The 16,272-nt window shown below is 45.0% G+C and carries 21 protein-coding genes; 9 read left to right on the top strand and 12 right to left on the bottom strand.

Features of this window, described 5'->3' with window-relative positions; translation table 11 throughout:
• Positions 1 to 262: 262 nt before the first annotated feature.
• The 6 genes from QUB26_RS24555 to QUB26_RS24530 all read right to left on the bottom strand — a co-directional run bounded on the left by QUB26_RS24555 (position 263) and on the right by QUB26_RS24530 (position 3,158).
• Positions 263 to 664, bottom strand: coding sequence for a helix-turn-helix transcriptional regulator (locus tag QUB26_RS24555; protein ID WP_333245684.1), 402 nt, complete (start codon positions 662 to 664; stop codon positions 263 to 265).
• Between the two features lie 32 nt (positions 665 to 696).
• Complete coding sequence (locus tag QUB26_RS24550) at positions 697 to 1,077, bottom strand: helix-turn-helix domain-containing protein (protein WP_333030075.1); 381 nt, start codon at positions 1,075 to 1,077, stop codon at positions 697 to 699.
• Between the two features lie 25 nt (positions 1,078 to 1,102).
• Positions 1,103 to 1,504, bottom strand: a complete 402-nt coding sequence (locus QUB26_RS24545) for a helix-turn-helix transcriptional regulator (protein WP_333108046.1) — start codon at positions 1,502 to 1,504, stop codon at positions 1,103 to 1,105.
• 77 nt (positions 1,505 to 1,581) lie between these two features.
• On the bottom strand, positions 1,582 to 1,989 hold the full coding sequence (locus QUB26_RS24540) for a hypothetical protein (protein WP_333245687.1): 408 nt from the start codon (positions 1,987 to 1,989) through the stop codon (positions 1,582 to 1,584).
• A 224-nt stretch (positions 1,990 to 2,213) separates the two neighbouring features.
• Positions 2,214 to 2,699 carry an allophycocyanin subunit alpha-B gene (locus QUB26_RS24535; protein WP_190746013.1) on the bottom strand — a complete coding sequence of 162 codons (486 nt, stop codon included), beginning with the start codon at positions 2,697 to 2,699 and terminating at the stop codon, positions 2,214 to 2,216.
• A gap of 96 nt (positions 2,700 to 2,795) precedes the next feature.
• The gene (locus tag QUB26_RS24530) at positions 2,796 to 3,158 is read right to left on the bottom strand and encodes a hypothetical protein (protein WP_333291638.1); all 363 of its coding nucleotides are present in this window, start codon (positions 3,156 to 3,158) and stop codon (positions 2,796 to 2,798) included.
• A 23-nt stretch (positions 3,159 to 3,181) separates the two neighbouring features.
• Here QUB26_RS24530 and rlmD point away from each other — a divergent pair, with 23 nt between their 5' ends.
• The 4 genes from rlmD (at position 3,182) to QUB26_RS24510 (ending at position 5,950) form a co-directional block, all read left to right on the top strand.
• Positions 3,182 to 4,594: a 23S rRNA (uracil(1939)-C(5))-methyltransferase RlmD gene (gene rlmD / locus QUB26_RS24525; protein ID WP_333320091.1), complete on the top strand. Its 1,413-nt coding sequence runs from the start codon at positions 3,182 to 3,184 to the stop codon at positions 4,592 to 4,594.
• A gap of 149 nt (positions 4,595 to 4,743) precedes the next feature.
• On the top strand, positions 4,744 to 5,163 hold the full coding sequence (locus QUB26_RS24520) for an element excision factor XisH family protein (protein WP_015178784.1): 420 nt from the start codon (positions 4,744 to 4,746) through the stop codon (positions 5,161 to 5,163).
• The gene (locus QUB26_RS24515) at positions 5,151 to 5,486 is read left to right on the top strand and encodes a XisI protein (protein ID WP_333243544.1); all 336 of its coding nucleotides are present in this window, start codon (positions 5,151 to 5,153) and stop codon (positions 5,484 to 5,486) included. Before QUB26_RS24520 ends, QUB26_RS24515 begins: the two co-directional genes overlap by 13 nt.
• 245 nt (positions 5,487 to 5,731) lie before the next feature.
• Positions 5,732 to 5,950 (top strand): DUF433 domain-containing protein, encoded by a 219-nt coding sequence (locus QUB26_RS24510; RefSeq protein WP_333320105.1) that lies wholly within the window; start codon positions 5,732 to 5,734, stop codon positions 5,948 to 5,950.
• A 322-nt stretch (positions 5,951 to 6,272) separates the two neighbouring features.
• On the opposite strand, the gene QUB26_RS24505 is transcribed toward QUB26_RS24510, so the two are convergent.
• Positions 6,273 to 6,593: a DUF433 domain-containing protein gene (locus tag QUB26_RS24505; RefSeq protein ID WP_333320089.1), complete on the bottom strand. Its 321-nt coding sequence runs from the start codon at positions 6,591 to 6,593 to the stop codon at positions 6,273 to 6,275.
• A gap of 319 nt (positions 6,594 to 6,912) precedes the next feature.
• Between QUB26_RS24505 and QUB26_RS24500 the strand changes: the two genes are divergently transcribed.
• Positions 6,913 to 8,028, top strand: a complete 1,116-nt coding sequence (locus QUB26_RS24500) for an SPFH domain-containing protein (RefSeq protein ID WP_333320087.1) — start codon at positions 6,913 to 6,915, stop codon at positions 8,026 to 8,028.
• A gap of 43 nt (positions 8,029 to 8,071) precedes the next feature.
• On the opposite strand, the gene QUB26_RS24495 is transcribed toward QUB26_RS24500, so the two are convergent.
• Positions 8,072 to 8,272, bottom strand: coding sequence for a hypothetical protein (locus tag QUB26_RS24495; RefSeq protein WP_333320085.1), 201 nt, complete (start codon positions 8,270 to 8,272; stop codon positions 8,072 to 8,074).
• Between the two features lie 4 nt (positions 8,273 to 8,276).
• Between QUB26_RS24495 and QUB26_RS24490 the strand changes: the two genes are divergently transcribed.
• From QUB26_RS24490 to QUB26_RS24480, 3 genes are all read left to right on the top strand, one after another.
• A complete protein-coding gene (locus QUB26_RS24490) occupies positions 8,277 to 8,591 on the top strand; it encodes a YkvA family protein (RefSeq protein ID WP_333320083.1) in 315 nt (104 codons plus the stop codon).
• 421 nt (positions 8,592 to 9,012) lie between these two features.
• The gene (gene lpxD, locus QUB26_RS24485) at positions 9,013 to 10,053 is read left to right on the top strand and encodes a UDP-3-O-(3-hydroxymyristoyl)glucosamine N-acyltransferase (protein ID WP_333320081.1); all 1,041 of its coding nucleotides are present in this window, start codon (positions 9,013 to 9,015) and stop codon (positions 10,051 to 10,053) included.
• 57 nt (positions 10,054 to 10,110) lie between these two features.
• Positions 10,111 to 10,974 carry a CPBP family glutamic-type intramembrane protease gene (locus QUB26_RS24480; protein WP_333320079.1) on the top strand — a complete coding sequence of 288 codons (864 nt, stop codon included), beginning with the start codon at positions 10,111 to 10,113 and terminating at the stop codon, positions 10,972 to 10,974.
• Positions 10,975 to 11,396: 422 nt separating this feature from the next.
• On the opposite strand, the gene QUB26_RS24475 is transcribed toward QUB26_RS24480, so the two are convergent.
• From QUB26_RS24475 to QUB26_RS24460, 4 genes are all read right to left on the bottom strand, one after another.
• The gene (locus QUB26_RS24475; protein ID WP_333320077.1) at positions 11,397 to 11,855 is read right to left on the bottom strand and encodes a hypothetical protein; all 459 of its coding nucleotides are present in this window, start codon (positions 11,853 to 11,855) and stop codon (positions 11,397 to 11,399) included.
• Positions 11,856 to 11,912: 57 nt separating this feature from the next.
• A complete protein-coding gene (locus QUB26_RS24470; RefSeq protein WP_333320076.1) occupies positions 11,913 to 12,272 on the bottom strand; it encodes a hypothetical protein in 360 nt (119 codons plus the stop codon).
• An 84-nt stretch (positions 12,273 to 12,356) separates the two neighbouring features.
• Entirely contained in the window at positions 12,357 to 12,695 is a 339-nt protein-coding gene (locus QUB26_RS24465) for a hypothetical protein (protein ID WP_333320074.1), read from the bottom strand.
• Positions 12,696 to 12,880: 185 nt separating this feature from the next.
• Positions 12,881 to 13,378 carry a hypothetical protein gene (locus tag QUB26_RS24460; RefSeq protein ID WP_333320072.1) on the bottom strand — a complete coding sequence of 166 codons (498 nt, stop codon included), beginning with the start codon at positions 13,376 to 13,378 and terminating at the stop codon, positions 12,881 to 12,883.
• A 694-nt stretch (positions 13,379 to 14,072) separates the two neighbouring features.
• Between QUB26_RS24460 and QUB26_RS24455 the strand changes: the two genes are divergently transcribed.
• Entirely contained in the window at positions 14,073 to 16,055 is a 1,983-nt protein-coding gene (locus QUB26_RS24455) for an NB-ARC domain-containing protein (protein WP_333320070.1), read from the top strand.
• Positions 16,056 to 16,272: the final 217 nt, after the last annotated feature.

Raw genomic sequence — 16,272 nt, 5'->3', positions numbered from 1 at the left:
ATTTTGCTTGTGGGGAGTAGGGGTTGGGCACGCGAGCCCGCACTATTGTTAAGAACAGGCAAGATGCCTGTTCCACAACAACTCCATATTTTGCTTGTGGGGAGTAGGGGTTGGGCACGCGAGCCCGCACTATTGTTAAGAACAGGCAAGATGCCTGTTCCACACACAACAACTCCATATTTTGCTTGTGGGGAGTAGGGGTTGGGCACGCGAGCCCGCCCTGAAAAGCTGATTAACAATACTGCCAGATGTCAGCAATCAATTACTCATAAAGCATCGCATCGTTGTATGGGGGATGTTCGCAAGCGATATAAAGCGCATTTGTCGGTTCCAGGGCCTCTCCTGTCACCGGATCGATCGGCTTGAGGACAAAGCATAACAGAGAGAGTGATCGCCAATCCAAACTTTCTAACTTCCCGCGTTCGTAGCGACTAACGGTAGCATTACTAATACCGACATCTTTTGGTACAGGATCTCCGGCTGTCCGAAACAGAGCGGCCTCGTATTCTTTTGTGACCATTTCTGTTTCAATAATTGACCAGCCCCGAATCTCTCTAGCTGCTTTCAGAAGTTTGCCCAATCTACCGCGTCCCGTATCCGTAAATCGCACAGGGCGCAGTTTTTCCTGATCGACGACAGCCTTAAAGTCAAGAAATCCCGGCATTTTACAGATCCAATTTAACTATTAAGTCAATCCTACGCCTCGACGTTTGGGTTCCAAAATTCAGTTCCGATCAACAGTAAGTCTTCTAGAGTAACCAACCGCTTTTCAACCGGGTGAACTGGTTCGAGAACATCGAGGAACAGCCACAAAAGATCGGGTGCAGGCTTGTTGTAATAGCCATTTTCGATTCTCGAAATGCCTGCAATGCTGACCCCCAAAACTTTCGGCAAAGGCTCTCCCCCTAGATTATAAAATTGAGCCTCATGCTGCTTGGTCTTTTCGCTCAGTTCGTGAACGCTCCAGCCCCTAGCTTCCCGCCACGAGCGCAGGAATTTACCCAACCGCCGCAGCCCGGTATCAGTAAATCTCCGTCTCAAGTATTCTTTTTCTCGCCTAGCTTCTGCTACAACCATCAGTCATCACCTATCTGCAAATAATCTAGTCGTAGAGCTTTGCGTCATTGTAAGGCGGATGTTCGCACGCGATATATAAAGCATTTGTCGGTTCTAGTGCCTCTCCTGTCACCGGATCGATCGGCTTGAGGACAAAGCATAACAGAGAGAGCGATCGCCAATCCAAATTATCCAGCTTCCCACGTTCGTAACGGTTGACTGTTGCGGCACTGATACCCACATCTTTGGGTACGGGTTGATTTGTCGCTGTGAACAGCGCCTCTTCGTACCCCCTTGTTTTGAACTGTGTTTCGCTAACAGACCAACCTATTGTCTGTCTTGCAGCCTTTAACATCTTGCCCAAACGCATCCGCCCCGTCTCCGTGAAGCGAACGGGACGCAATTCCTGCCGATTGTCTACCACAGCGTTGTTAGAGAGTGCTGACATTTTTTCCACCTACATTAACTCTCAAACTAGCACAGCATCAATGATTGAGGGTTGTACGAACAACATCTGAGTTTCCATTAAATATTGTTGCACAAGTGAGATAAGAATCTGATATAGAGTAAGATGTAATTGAGTCTAAACAGAACTTGCCTCTCAAGCCCTGAGTATACAGCCATGACAGCACTATTTCGCCGCATCCAGCCCTCGAAAAAGCTCCGCATCACCGTCAGGTCGTAGGCGTAAGCCGGGGCGTAGCCATCGCCCAACTGCTCAAAATCAGCCAAAATCAAATTAAGCGAGTCGAATCCTGGGCTTTCGTGGTTTTCGTCCACCATCGGGATAGAGGCGGCCTGTTTGTCAGCTACCGCAGGCTGGAAGAATGGCAAAATGCGATCGCCCATCATATCCAAACCTGCCCCACCCTTGGAGAACTCTCGCAGCTCAAAACATCCATTCTGTACGACAGCCGGAAATTCAAGAAACAATTTCTCCCAAAAACACTTGACTTTTTAAATCAAATGTGCATTGAAAGACAAGACGAACTCAACATCTGGGAAAGCTTAAACAGCATTGCTTCCTAGCAGAAATGAGGCAGATTTCCTTTCCAAAAAACAGAAGCGAAACATTTGCGAGCAATTGCGAGATAAAATCACCCCAAAAATCACCCGCGAATGCTCCGCCACATTCATAAAAACGATCGCCAAAGCAATTAAGACATTGCCTGAGCGATATAATCAAAATAAGGAGCTGCTTCCTTAGCATCATCCTGATTGAGCAAAGCCAAAGAAGCTTCCTTCAAACAGCGGATAGCTTCGACCATGCCAGGAACAGGAACGCCGAGAGAATTATACATTTCCCGAACGCCAATCAAACCGATGCTTTCGATCGGCTCCTTGTCACCCGCCAAGATACCGTAGGTAATCAGGCGCAAGTACCAGCCGTAGTCGCGCAGACACAAAGCCCGTTCGCGTTGGCCGTAAGCATTGCCCCCAGGAGAGATAAAGTCAGGGCGTTTTTTCCAGAGTTTTTTGCTAGCTTCTTCAACAATTTTTTTCTCACTGTCAGACAGCGCAGTAGCAATACGCACCCGCTGTTCTCCGGTTTTAAAAAAATCTTTGATGCTTTGAAGTTCGCCGGTACTGGGATAGCGAAGTTCGTCGTCGGCTTGGAGAATTAGTTGGCTAACTACGCTCATTGTTATTCAAAAAAATTGAGGATATTTGAGAGTAAGATTAATTGACATTCTCATCCATTAAAGATGAGATTCTTGGTTGGGCGATTTACTTTGCTTCTAACATTTATCAACATTAGAAGTAGCGGGTAAATCTCCGCAAACGTTATGCTTGATGTTCAAGCCCGTTTCCCTGTGTTCCAGGGTACTGCGGGAAAAACTCAAAAACTGCGATTGAGAGTTTTGATGTCGGCAGACACTTTGACTGTTTAACGAGTTTTTGCTAGCTCGCCCCAACAGCATATCGCACAGGATCGATCGAGGCAACTCACGGCAGGCTTGACTTGCAGGTTGAAGCTTGGCTTTAGCAGCAAGACGTTCAGCAGCAGGAATACAGCCTGCAATTGAGCTTGAGTGCGATGGATGGAGCCCCGCTTCGCTACGACTTATCTCAGGAAAGAGAGAGCGATATTGCATTACCATATTAAATCCTACCACGACTACTTGTGACCAAATCTAAATTCCCCGCCCCAAACTCGACGAAATTGGCAAACCCTTGCCAGCAAGGTCAACTGATTGAGATAGAGATTACTGACTTGACAGACACCGGCGACGGAGTTGGTCGTTTTGGTGAGTTAGTAGTGTTTGTGCCCGATACCGTGACGGGCGATCGAGTCCTTGTCCGCCTCGTGCAAGTCAAATCCACCTATGCTACAGGCAAGCTGGACACACTTCTCGAAGCATCCGAACACCGCATCCGAGCTAACTGCATTGTCGCCGACAAGTGCGGCGGCTGTCAGTGGCAGCACGTAGATTATCCATATCAGCTTGCAGCCAAGCAAAATCAAATCATTCAAGCCTTAGAAAGGATTGGCGGATTTAGCAATCTGCAAGTTGATGAAATTTTAACGGGAAAAATCGAGGGATTTCCCCAATTTTTGGGATACCGCAACAAAGCGACTTATCCCGTGGCAATATCTGCAACAGGTCAAGTCCAAGCAGGTTACTATCAAAAAAGCACCCACAAATTAGTCAATCTCAATCAATGTCCGGTGCAAGATCCGCGCCTCAATCCTTTGTTAAAAGAAGTGAAAGAAGACATCCACTGGCGGGATTGGCAAGTCTACGACGAAAAGAAACATACAGGAGAATTGCGTCATTTGTCCTTGCGAATCGGACGGCGCACCGGCGAGATGCTGCTAACTTTAATAGTTCGCACTGGAGACTTGCCGGGACTCGAAGAGCAAGCATCAGAGTGGCTGAAACAATATCCTCAACTGGCTGGAGTTTGTTTGAATATAAATCCCGATCAAACTAATGTGATTTTTGGTGCAGAAACTCGCTGCATTGCGGGTCGTTCTTATCTGCGAGAAAGCTTTGCTGGTTTGAAATTTCAGCTAAGAGCCGATACTTTTTTTCAGGTAAATACAGAGGCGGCTGAAGCGTTGTTAGAGGTGATGGTAGGGGAATTGAATTTGCAGGGAAATGAGGTTTTGGTTGACGCTTACTGCGGCATTGGTACTTTTACTTTACCCCTGGCAAAACAAGTAAAAATAGCCATAGGTTTAGAAGTGCAACCGGCGGCGATCGAACAAGCCCAATTAAATGCTGAGTTAAATGACGTGAGAAATGTCGATTTTCACACCGGAACTGTAGAGAGTTTGCTGCCTTCCTTGGGATTGACACCGGATATTGTGCTGCTAGATCCGCCGAGGAAAGGGTGCGATCGCGCGGTTTTGGAAGCTATCAAGGAAATCAAACCAAATCGTATTGTTTATGTTAGCTGCAAGCCGGCTACTTTGGCTCGCGACCTGAAGATTTTGTGCGAAAATGGGGATTATAAGTTAGCGCGAGTGCAGCCTGCGGATTTCTTTCCTCAGACTTCTCATGTTGAGTGTGCGGCGTTTTTGGTGAGGTGAATGAAAGGGCGATCGCTTGTTGGGAATGAAAGGGCGATCGCCCTTATTTGATTCTTGGCATTTGGGTTGAGTGTTATAATACTATTAGTGCTAAGTTCTTAAGTGCGTGGGTTTGGATAGAATGGAAACTAGGTCTTTGAGTAAAGTCTATGTCGGCTAGGGATGTTTTCCATGAGTCTGTGAAATCCGCTCTCCTGAAGGATAATTGGGTAATTACCCACGATCCGCTGAAGCTAAAGTTTAGCGAAGACGATCGGCTCAGGATTGACTTGGGGGCGGAACAGCTTTTAGCCGCAGAGCGAGGTGTGCAGAAAATTGCGGTGGAGGTTAAAAGCTTTCTGAGTGAATCAGCTATGTTTGATTTCCACCTAGCCCTCGGTCAATTTTTGAATTATCGACTAGCACTCAGAAATTTGGAGCCAGATCGATCGCTCTATTTGGCAGTTCCCATCGCTGCCTATAATTCATTTTTCTCTCGTGCTTTGCCTCAAGCGGCGATAGCTGAGTACGATCTAAAGTTGTTAGTATACGACCCTACTAATGAGGTGATTGTGGAATGGATAGATTAACTAAATATCGGCAGATTGTTCGCAATTTCCTGATGGAATATAGCAAAAGTAAACCCATCAATGGTGACATAGAAATTCAGGTTTTGTTTGACACCGAACATGACCATTATCAGATATTAGATTTAGGTTGGGACGGTCACAATCGGATTTATAGTTGCCCGATTCACTTAGACATCCGCAATGAAAAAGTCTGGATTCAACGCAATCAAACTGATGAACTGATTGCTGAGGAGTTAGTGCTGATGGGTGTGGCGCGGGAAGATATTGTTTTGGGGCTTCAGCCTCCCTATGCAAGGCAGTTTACGAGCTATGGTGTTGCTTAGGCTGTTGCGATCGCACTTATAATGTCTTGTCACAAGGGCGATCGCTTTTAGGGAATGAAAGGGCGATCGCTTTGTTTAATTCTTTGGATTTTGGCTGACTGTTATAATACTATTTATGCTAAGCTTCTGTAGAGATAGATCCAAAAAGCAATGACATCAGCTTTAATTTATCCTCATATCGAGAAAGTAGCGGGTCAACCTGCACGGTTGCAGCGGATACCCGCGTGCGGGTTGCTCAGATTGTGATGGATTATCTAGCTTACGGTTGGTCAGTGGAAGAAATGTGTCGCCAGCATCCTTATTTGATGCAGTCGGAGGCTCATGCAGCAATGGCTTATTACTTCGACTTTCAAGCTGAAATTGAGCAGGAGATTCGGACGGAATGGGAGCAGGTACAACAGGAAAAATCTCTGCTTTCGCCTTCACCATTTTTCGTGAGAATGCGAGCTAAGGGGTTGTTGTAAGTGGTATTTGGAACTCCTTGCTTTAGCCTCGGAATCCGATGAATGGAGGAATGCTGTTGAATATATTCCTTTTTAGGGCGATCGCTTTTTGGGAATTAAAGGGCGATCGCATCTGCTACTTCTACTTCATCAGGCTAGTTGTAAAGCAAGAAATAGAATAATGTGGTAAATAACATGAATAATATATAGTGAGTTCTGAATTTGCGACATCTGCTAATTTTGGCTTGCTCCCAGCGTAAACGGTCGGATGCTGATCCCGTAACGACGTAAACCGCGCGCAATATTAGAGTCAATATGTTCGTCTAAATGAAAACGAATTTGCTCACTTACCTCTAATTGCCCTCAATTTTTCTTGTAACGGAGATGGGGGACTATTACGCTTTAATTCTTTCACAATAGCTCGACTTTCAGCAGTGTGACGATCGATTTCTTCTCGACGATCGTAATAATAGGTCATTGCTGCATGAACCGAGGCCAGTGGTAAGTCATACTTGCCGGCAATTTCTTCTATAGAAATTCCCATTTTCAGATACATTTCGGCGATGTGTGCTACAGCAATTCGATGACCGGCAATGCACGGCTTACCGCCAAGCACCCCAGGCGTGATTTCAATATGTTCTGTGATGACGGATTCCTTAGACATTATAGTTAAAGGCTATTAATTGGTAATTTTTAAGCTCTTTAATATTACCACAAATAGTCACAGTTACAGCAAATTGTAGGGTGCGTTAGACATTAATTCTTTCGATTTCAACAAGTTTTTCGGATCTGACGCACCGGCGCGAACAGCATTTCGATCGCCCTCACCACCAACTAGATAAAAACTAAATCCAGTCCGGCCTGAATCGCGGGGAGTCCAGAAGTATAGAATAGAGGTTGCGAAACCGGCACACCGCCCGATCGCTCGCCCCCAGCAATTTGTTACCCTAAAAATAGAATCTCCCCTCCCTCAACTCCCTCCCATGAACAACGCTTCTCCCCTGATTCAAACCGTCACACCCGAACGCTGGGCCGGCTTTAGCATGGACTTTATAGGGGCGGGTTACACGGGTTTGTTGGTCAAAAACGGCCGCGCCGTGCGTACCCTAAAATCCGGGCGGCATTTCAGCTTCGCCCTTCCCCTGCTGGAACAGTGTCAAATTGTCATCGTAGACACCAAACTCCGCAATTTGGAGGTACAGTCGCACGGAGATTTTTTGTCTAAGGATCGATTTTTAATTGATGCCACTCTGACTGTTATTTATCAAGTTATAGATCCGAAACGAGTAGCTTTAGAATTGTCCGATCCTCTCGCTGTTTTAGCAAGTGCAGTTAAGGATTGTATGGGATTAGCGATCGGGCAAATACCCCTACAACAGCTTATCAGTCAAGGAAGGCTGTTGCTGCGCCAAAATTTGCTCGATCGCGTCCAAGATTTTTATACCCTAGGTTTTAACTTAGAAGACGTGCGAATTGGCGATGTCAGCTTTCCCGAAACCAACGGAGTTATTCGCCAAGTTGAGGGAATGAGTGCCCGACAGGAAGCAGAAAATGCCGCCGCCCTGCAAATGAGAATTGCCGAAGCAGGCCGTCCGATTGTTCCTCAATCTCCCGTACAGCAGTTAAACTTAATTTCAGGTAATTCTCCTGCGAGTCTTCCAGCTTCTGACACAGCAGCAGGGTTCGATCGAGATTTACAACAACTAACACAACAACTTGCTCAAAACAGCCTTCCTCCTGGGAGAAATCCTCCCCAACTTGCACCAACGGTACTCGCAAACAGCGATCGCCAAACTACCGCATATTTAATCTACAAACTTTCTGGAGAAGCGATCGCCCTAACAGCCAATCCTTTTACAATTGGACGCGAACCAACCAACACTTTAGTATTACAAGATCCGCAAAGTTCGCGCTACCACGCTCAAATCCGCCGGGCGACTGACGAAATTGGCAAACAGCGGTATCAGCTTGTCGATAGCGGCAGTTCCAACGGCACTTTTGTAGGGGGCCAGAGGCTGGCTGCTAACGAGCCTTTTTGGCTGCCAAATGGCTGCGAAATTGCGATCGGCGACCAAAAATGGATCTTTCAAAATTCGTGAGTCAGAGACATGAAGATTTTTTTAAACAGCAGATAAACACAGATTAATTCCATCCGCTTTCATCTGTCAGGTTTCTGTAAGGGCGTTGCCAAGAGTCCCCGCCTTTCCGACACAGCTTGACAAATCCTTCCGGCAGAATTCCCAATACTCCCAGGTAGAATTCTCTTGCCAACCCTAGGGGGGATATCTCCACAAGCATTTCGAGCGACAATTTGTCAAGATGGAAAATATAAGTAGAGGACAACCTGATGAACTTTTCTATACAATCTGTTTACAACTGGTACCGCGACACCCTCCGCAACCCCAAATACCGCTGGTGGATTATTCTGGGAACCCTGGCATATCTGGTAAGCCCGATCGACATTGCCCCAGACTTTCTCCCCGTCGTCGGACAAATTGACGATGTGGCGATCGCTGTTTTGCTGATTTCCGAAGTTTCGCAAATGGCGATCGACTACTTTAAATCCCGCCAAACACAGACAGCCTCAGCATCCGAAGCCACCGGCAGCCCTTCTGAAGCCACAGGCAGCACCGTTGACGTAGATGCAGTTTCTGTACAATAATTGCCAAAAATAATCGAGCGCTACAACCCCGACTTCTTCAAGAAATCGGGGTTTTTGTTTTGTGAACGAACGTGACGGTCAACTGAGTACAGTTAGACCGCAGGCTTCTTTTTCCTTTTTTGCAAAGGCTTTTTATAGTGAGGTAGTTCCACCCCCACTTGCTAAGATAGTACCAGAGTATTTCCAGGTTATCAAGGGGAAGTGAAAAAATAATTGTCGGGCTCCGTTCCTCCGACCGACGAGCCTTTCATCCCTGCGGTAATTCCCAACGGGGTACTTCGCGCAACGCTCAGATGCGTCCCCTGTGAATATACCGAGGGACTTCCCGGCTGTTAGTTAAATGGCAACTGCTCAGATCGTGCTCCAAAGCTGGTAATTTTAACTATGGTCAATCTGTGTTAATAACAAATTTTTTTTAGAGATGAAGTTTAGCGAAATAGTACAAAAACTTAACTTAGCCACCAGTCGCAGCCTCACAGCGTCGGTTGCTACCGATCCAGAAATTACAGGCGCGGCACCTGTTGATGAAGCTGCACCCGGTACTATCAGTTATATAGAAGGTGCTAAATTTGCCGCTCATACAGCCACTACAAATGCTTCGGCTTTAATTTTACCCTTAGATGAAAGTCTCCAAGCTCAATGTGACGATCGCAACATTGCTTGGATTGCTGCTGCAGATCCGCGATTGCTGTTTGCTGAAACGATCGCCATTTTTTATCAACCGTTTCGCCCAGCATCGGAAATTCATCCCTCAGCCGTCGTTCACCCCTCAGCAGAAATTGGTGAAAATGTCTATATTGGCCCCCACGTCGTTATTCAAGCAAAAGTCAAAATTGGCAGCAACGTTTGCATTCATCCAAATGTCGTAATTTACCCAGATGCGGAAATAGGCGAAGGCACTGTTTTACACGCTAATTGTGTCATTCACGAACGTACTCGCATCGGGGCAAATTGCGTGATTCACAGCGGTGCGGCTATTGGTTCCGAAGGTTTTGGGTTCGTGCCGACAGCCACAGGATGGGTGAAAATGGAGCAGTCTGGCTGCACTGTATTAGAAGAGGGCGTTGAGGTTGGCTGCAACAGCACGATCGACAGGCCCGCTGTCGGAGAAACCCGCATCGGCCAGAATACAAAAATCGACAATTTAGTACAGGTAGGTCACGGCTGTCAAGTCGGGAAAAATTGCGCCTTTGCCGCTCACGTTGGCATGGCCGGCGGAGTAAAAATTGGCAACAATGTAATTTTGGCAGGTCAAGTGGGAATTGCCAATCAAGCCAAAATCGGAGATGGGGCGATCGCCACTGCTAAAGCCGGAATTCACAGCGACGTGCCCGCAGGTGCGATCGTGACTGGGGTGCCAGCAATTCCCCACAAACTATTTCTCAAAGCCGCAGCCGTCTACAACCGCTTGCCGGAAATGTACCAGTCTCTGAGGCAAATTCAGCGCAAGCTCGATCGGTAGTCAATTGGCAGTTGTCAGTTGGCAGTTGGCAGTTGGCAGTTGTTATTAGTTATTAAAATGTGGCATCACCTAAACAACCTGCGATTGATGTCGCAGTCAATACCAGCAATTCTCAAAGTAATTGTTTTTTTATCAACTTGGATTGTTGTGTGGCTTCCCGCAGCGATTGTGCTGGCGATCGCCCTCAAATGGCATCCACCCCAACCCCTGGGGAACAAAAAACTACCTTTACTCGCTTCCCTCTACGTGATTGTCCCCTTCATTTTATGGGCGACAAGTTGGATTGAAAATACATCTTTTACTAACTGGGGTTGGGATTGGCAACCCGCAGTTGTGATGTCATTACTGCTGGGATTGGGATTAGGAACAGTCAGCTTAGTAATTTTATTCGGTCTGCAATTAAGCGCAGGCTGGATCGAGCTACAAATCGGGGAAATATCCACCGAAACAGGCGAAAAAAAAATTAATTTTTGGGCTTTAATTTTTAACCCTGCTAGTCTGCTGACTCTGTTATTAGGAATGTGGATTAGCGCCACAGAAGAGTTAATTTTTCGCGGCTGCTTGCAAACAATCCTCCAGCAAGATTACTCAGTGCTAATCGCAGCAGCGATCGCCAGTTTCATTTTTGCGATCGCCCACCTAATTTGGGCCGCCAAAGAAACTCTACCGCAACTTCCCGGATTGTGGCTGATGGGGATGGTTTTAACATTAGCCCGCATCGCCGACAATGGCAGTTTGGGATTGGCGATCGGCATTCACGCAGCTTGGATTTGGGGTATAACTACCGTAGATACAGAAGGCGCAATTAAACCTACTTCTAGCGTACCAGAATGGATTACAGGAATAGCAGCCAAACCGCTAGCAGGTGCAGCCGGAATTCTGCTACTGCTAGCAACAGCAGCCGTACTTTTGTTAATTTAAATAAGACTTACCCTAAGAAATGCGGTTTCTTATAAAAGATTGGCTCTCCTATATTTGTGGTATAAATGATAGTATAGCAATCCTAAATCATTTGTGAATTTCTTACTCCCTCCCCTTACCAAGGGGAGGGTTGGGGTGGGGTTAAAAAATTTATGACTCCTGCAAGGATTGCTATATAAGCGTCTTCCTCATCCGGGATAGGGGGCCCGCACCACGAGAATTTTTATTTTGCTGATCACCCTAAACTCACGAGATTTGGATTATGATATCAATTCCGGTTGCACTCCTCATAATAGTTGACTGTTGACTATTAATTGTTAACTCTGGATCGCCAAACTGAATGATGGTCGAGTGTGGAATGTTGACTCGATTTTACGCCCGACGATCAAGCGCGGATTTGATATGATATCTACTCTCTGGACTCAAATATTAAAAGGACGGGATGGCGGTGGTGGCATTGGCGGTTTAGCGATCGCCAGAGACTTAGAATAGCGAGCCTCTAAAACACCAGTTCTAAACTGAGCCACTTTTTCTCCTTTCCTGTGAAATACTATCACATTAACCCGACTGCTGTAAATAGTCAGATAGCGCTGTTTGACAATGAAGGCAAGAATAATAAAGACAACACCGATAAAAATACTGAGAGTTGGAATTCCTAACCAAAACAGCCACCAAGTACAACCCTCTCCTGTTTCAATCGCTCTAACATCCTCAATCGGAATAAACACCTCTTTTGTTTCTAATCCGAAAAAAGATTCCGAGCTAATTTGTAACATTTCGCCAACTAATTTAACCGTAATTGTGCCATTACTTTGAACTGGAACAATCCCCACAATTTGACCAGGTGTACCGCTGATTTGGATGAGTTGATTAGATTTCATATTTATTGTCTATTGGCGGTTCGGAAAAGCTACTAGATCGCCTCCTTTTAGGATTTATCACGTCCGAAGAATTGTATAACAACAACCTCGACCTATTTGTTGACTCAAACTTGCTCTACCTATCGCCACAAGTACCACTAAAACCTCCTGCGTATAATAGGCAAGCTGATGCCCATAGCTGTAAGGTAAATCTAACTTGCTGGCAACTGGTTTGAGGACATCGGCTGCTTCATCTTTATTAACTTGATGTCCCTTCAGTTGATTGTACAAATACTCCACTACTTCACAAGTAATGTTTTTTGTAAATACGATTGTAGGTCTTTGAGCCTTAATCACATCTACTCGATAGTTTGAGCCTTCACGGTAGACGAGGTGGCAGTTGCGTAATCTAACCTCTCCAATCAATTCGCTCTCCATCTGTTCCTCCTATTTGATTCTCTAAGCAATTAGCAGCGATCTATCTTGGGCAATTTACAAATAAAATTGCTCATCTTATATTTACTAACACCCAAACTCTTCCCCAAGTCTCCGCCTCAAATCTCCAGATATTGGTAATTGGCGCATTTCTTTGCAAATTGCAGCATGAGATTCTCCATTTTGAATGCGCTGCCTGTAAATTCCAATTAACAGCGCTTCAAGACCGTACTTAGATAACATTTCTGTCGCTAAACCGGTGATGCCCAGCAAAGCAATGCCACCGAACATTCCTGCTGGCCCACCTAACATTGCCAAAGCCGTCGTAATTGCGGCCGCTCCTGCAAAACCTGTAGTTGCCATCACAATTAGAAGTAAAATCACAGGCAATCCTAGTCCAGCAGCTTTCCTAACAAACTCGTCCATAATGTCGCTCCTAGTCTGTATATAGAGGAATTAAAAATCAGAAAATTCTGTTTTTTGGCCTTGACTTCCGTTTAACAAAAGGCTTCAATAAAACAAGCCCCAAAATTTACTTACTTATTTCATGAATTTTTCCTAATTTATTGAAGGATTTGGTATATGTTTAAGTTTGATCTCTAGTATCTTACCTAGTCCCACTCCAAAAACTTGATAGACAAATCATTGTTACTGCGATCGCCTAGTTGAAGAGCATTATCCATAATTTTCCTGAATTCATAACCCTGATTGCGAGCTAATACACCGCCAAGCTTAACAGTCAAAAATTCGACTACAGCTCCGTCTCGTTTATCGATAAATTGGACGCTGATAGACTGAACTTTAGCCGTCTTACTTTGCTTGTTGGTCAACCGCCCTACAAGAAATCGCTGAGTTCCTGTATTTTCCATCGCTAATCCAGTTAACTCCAGTCCATTCACTAGCTGAACCCTAAAAGGGTCTGGCTTCCGCGTGTTTTCAGGTGGTTTGGGAAATCGACAAAGCTCATCGAGAGATTCATACTGTTTTCTTTCAGAATTCAATTGAAAACACCCCGGATATTCTTGGGCGATCGCCCTCGGAAACAGATTGAAAACAGACAGAAGCGCGATCGTAGGTAAAGCGGTTATCCACTTGACGCACCTAAACATGGTTTTTTACTCTCCAATCAGCAACGATACTCGTAAGTTGTTTTAGTCCAGCAGTTTTCACAGGTAAATCTGGTTTCGACCTCCACTGATTAACCAGGGTCAAACCCAAAAATTATGCAAAGCTGAGGGGGAAACTGTATTCAGGTTCGCTGAACTCAGAAAGCTCTCCGGCTGTACCGACTTTCTGAAACATCCAGCGCGCCTAACTGAGATTAATGTATCAAATATAGTTCTAGATTGTCAAGCTAATGCTCACTAAAATCTCATTAAATGAGAAAAACTACTCAAAAGTCGATTTCACAAGGCTCTAGCCCCTCTAACGACAACTTAAACAAGCTCTAAACCTTTACAAATAAAGTATCCCGACCTAAAAATGGCTCCAAATTTCAGCCGATCGCCCCTCAACTATTCTGTTGCTTATCTCATTTGCCTCGTGCTAAGTGAGAAAAAAGCCCATATAATCAAGTTACAGCCCAGAAGCCTCTGTTTGCGCCACCCGTCACTTCTTCTGTTGTCTATCTCGTTTATCTCTTTTTAAGTGAGAAAAAAGCCCATATAATCAAGTTACAGCCCAGAAGCCTCTGTTTCCAATGCCAAAATTCCTGTGTTCGCTTATTTCGCGCGATCGCCCAGTCCTTTCCCAGCTATCTTTGAGTAGAACCGCCCGCTTTGTAATACCTGTATTCAACGTAGTATGAAACTTCCCGAAGATTTTTTAATAACTTTAGCCACTAAAGTTGGCATTTCCGAAAACGAATTTGAAGTCTTATCAAGAGCAATCAAAGGCGAATCCATGTCGGATATTTCCGACCAGCTTCGCGTTCGCAAAGATGCCTTACAAAAACGCCTGGGAGAAGTGTATAAAAAATTTGAAGTTCAAGGTGCCGGGCCGGGAAAATTAGCAAAACTCCAGCAAATTCTCGTAACTGAATACCAGAAACAAGTTGCCACTAACCGTCACGATGCTAAAACCGACCGCGAAGTTTATCCAACCGTAGAGAATACCCGCTTCCAAGACGCAACTATCCCTCAATTTTCACCGCGTATTGATTGGGGAGAAGTCCCAGGTCAAGAACCTTTCTACGGGCGGCATTCCGAAATAGAAACTCTCAAAAAATGGATAGTAACAAACCGTTGTCGAGTAGTCACAATTTGTGGCATGGGAGGGATTGGCAAAACAGCATTAGCTACCCAAACTCTACAACAAATTCAAGGGGAATTTCAAACCATAATCTGGCGAAATATCGCCACCTCTGGTTCCCTTGAAAAACTCTTGCCAGACATCTTGCAATTCCTATCTCATCATTCAGAAATCGACCTTCCAAAACCCAGCAACTCACTTATATCCCAATTAATAGAATATTTGCGTTTAACCCGCTGTTTATTAATTTTTGATGAAGTCGAAACTATCCTTGAAAGCGGAAAGCTATCAGGACACTACCGCCCCGGATACGAAAGTTACCGGGAACTCTTCCAACAAATAGCACAAACCCCTCACCGAAGTTGCCTGCTTATCATCAGTTGGACTCACCCTATAGAAATTTATAATGTAGCAGAAGAAACCTTACCTTGTCGAGCTTTAGAACTGAGGGAATTACCAGAAAAGGATGCCAAACAAATCATTTTATCCGCCCCAAAAGTTTCTATTTCAGAGAGTAATTTGCTATCAGAACTCATTTATCTATATGGTGGCAATCCCCTCCTTTTAAAAATAGCCGTCACTCACGCTCAAGATATGTTAGCGGGCAATTTAGCACAACTCATCAAAAAAACTCCCTCGGTTATTGAGGGGATTGTCCGAGATTTTTTTGAGCATCACTTTCAGGGTTTTTCTGAATTAGAAGTAAAAGTGTTGTCTTGCTTGGCAAGCAATAAACCCGCCACCCTTAGCGAGTTGCAATCCAGTATACTATTTGCGGAAGACTTATCAGAATTGAAACTGGCTGTAGAAATTCTCATCGAGCGATCGCTCCTGCAATTCCTCACCGAGTCTGGGGAAGAACGCCTGACAGTCACCCCGCAGGCTAGGCTATTTATCACCCATCAATTAATTGCTAAATACCTGAATCAAATTGGTTACAAGAAATACTTAGAGAGTGAGTTACAAACTGCCAAATGTTATTTAACACAAACCATTCGCTACAATCCAGAACTGCCAGCAGCTAACTACAATTTAGGGTCAACCTACGAAAAACTAGAAGATTTGCCCAACGCTCGCCAGCACTACAAAAAAGCAGCAGAATATAAAAACAGTCGCGCTGCCGGTGCTGCTGTCAATAATTTAGCTCGATTGGAAATTCTCAGCGAAAATTTTGACGTAGCGGTAGAACTAATTCTCTCCATTTTGCCACAGGTTAATGACAAAATTGTCCAAGTCACGCTCCACAAAAATCTGGGATGGGCTTATCTAGGACTGCAACTTTACAGTGAAGCAGAGACTCACTTGGAAAAAGCAATTGAATTAGATAACTCCTATGCTGTTGCACACTGCTTGCTAGCACAAGTTCTCGAAGCAAAAGGGGATACAACAGCCGCTCTTTCTTGCTGGCAAAAATGCCTGAATTGCTGTGCCCCAAGTCAACAACAAGAAGGTGTGGCGTGGAAACTTCCAGAATTAAGTATTTGGAAGAGTTTTGCCCGCGAGAGGCTCAGTGCTTCGGGCAGAGAACCTAATTAATTAAATTTTAATTAAATTACAGTAGGGTGCGTCAGTAGTTCTCAGTTTTTCGCTCCTACTTCACCATTTAACTAGCTGACGCACCCTACTGAAAGCTCGCTAACAATTAAAGTTATTTAGGATCGCAAATTAAATAACTTTAATTGTTATTGTTATTGTGGGATGGGCGTCCCGCCCGTCCAAAAAGGCAGGGCGGGACGGGAATATTGTCATGCTT

It is taken from the genome of Microcoleus sp. B4-C1 (genome assembly GCF_036705285.1).
Classification (GTDB): Bacteria; Cyanobacteriota; Cyanobacteriia; order Cyanobacteriales; family Microcoleaceae; genus Microcoleus.
Note: the sequence above shows the minus strand (reverse complement) of the source record. Positions and strands in the feature narration are given on the sequence as shown.

Coding starts and splice junctions, on each gene's coding strand:
- QUB26_RS24550 (WP_333030075.1), bottom strand. CDS start 1,077: ATGGTTGTAGCAGAAGCTAGGCGAGAAAAAGAATACTTGAGACGGAGA.
- QUB26_RS24480 (WP_333320079.1), top strand. CDS start 10,111: ATGTGGCATCACCTAAACAACCTGCGATTGATGTCGCAGTCAATACCA.
- QUB26_RS24510 (WP_333320105.1), top strand. CDS start 5,732: ATGGATTATCTAGCTTACGGTTGGTCAGTGGAAGAAATGTGTCGCCAG.
- QUB26_RS24460 (WP_333320072.1), bottom strand. CDS start 13,378: ATGTTTAGGTGCGTCAAGTGGATAACCGCTTTACCTACGATCGCGCTT.
- QUB26_RS24475 (WP_333320077.1), bottom strand. CDS start 11,855: ATGAAATCTAATCAACTCATCCAAATCAGCGGTACACCTGGTCAAATT.
- QUB26_RS24505 (WP_333320089.1), bottom strand. CDS start 6,593: ATGTCTAAGGAATCCGTCATCACAGAACATATTGAAATCACGCCTGGG.
- QUB26_RS24545 (WP_333108046.1), bottom strand. CDS start 1,504: ATGTCAGCACTCTCTAACAACGCTGTGGTAGACAATCGGCAGGAATTG.
- QUB26_RS24535 (WP_190746013.1), bottom strand. CDS start 2,699: ATGAGCGTAGTTAGCCAACTAATTCTCCAAGCCGACGACGAACTTCGC.
- QUB26_RS24465 (WP_333320074.1), bottom strand. CDS start 12,695: ATGGACGAGTTTGTTAGGAAAGCTGCTGGACTAGGATTGCCTGTGATT.
- QUB26_RS24455 (WP_333320070.1), top strand. CDS start 14,073: ATGAAACTTCCCGAAGATTTTTTAATAACTTTAGCCACTAAAGTTGGC.
- QUB26_RS24555 (WP_333245684.1), bottom strand. CDS start 664: ATGCCGGGATTTCTTGACTTTAAGGCTGTCGTCGATCAGGAAAAACTG.
- QUB26_RS24520 (WP_015178784.1), top strand. CDS start 4,744: ATGTCGGCTAGGGATGTTTTCCATGAGTCTGTGAAATCCGCTCTCCTG.
- QUB26_RS24515 (WP_333243544.1), top strand. CDS start 5,151: ATGGATAGATTAACTAAATATCGGCAGATTGTTCGCAATTTCCTGATG.
- lpxD (WP_333320081.1), top strand. CDS start 9,013: ATGAAGTTTAGCGAAATAGTACAAAAACTTAACTTAGCCACCAGTCGC.
- QUB26_RS24470 (WP_333320076.1), bottom strand. CDS start 12,272: ATGGAGAGCGAATTGATTGGAGAGGTTAGATTACGCAACTGCCACCTC.
- QUB26_RS24500 (WP_333320087.1), top strand. CDS start 6,913: ATGAACAACGCTTCTCCCCTGATTCAAACCGTCACACCCGAACGCTGG.
- QUB26_RS24490 (WP_333320083.1), top strand. CDS start 8,277: ATGAACTTTTCTATACAATCTGTTTACAACTGGTACCGCGACACCCTC.
- QUB26_RS24530 (WP_333291638.1), bottom strand. CDS start 3,158: ATGGTAATGCAATATCGCTCTCTCTTTCCTGAGATAAGTCGTAGCGAA.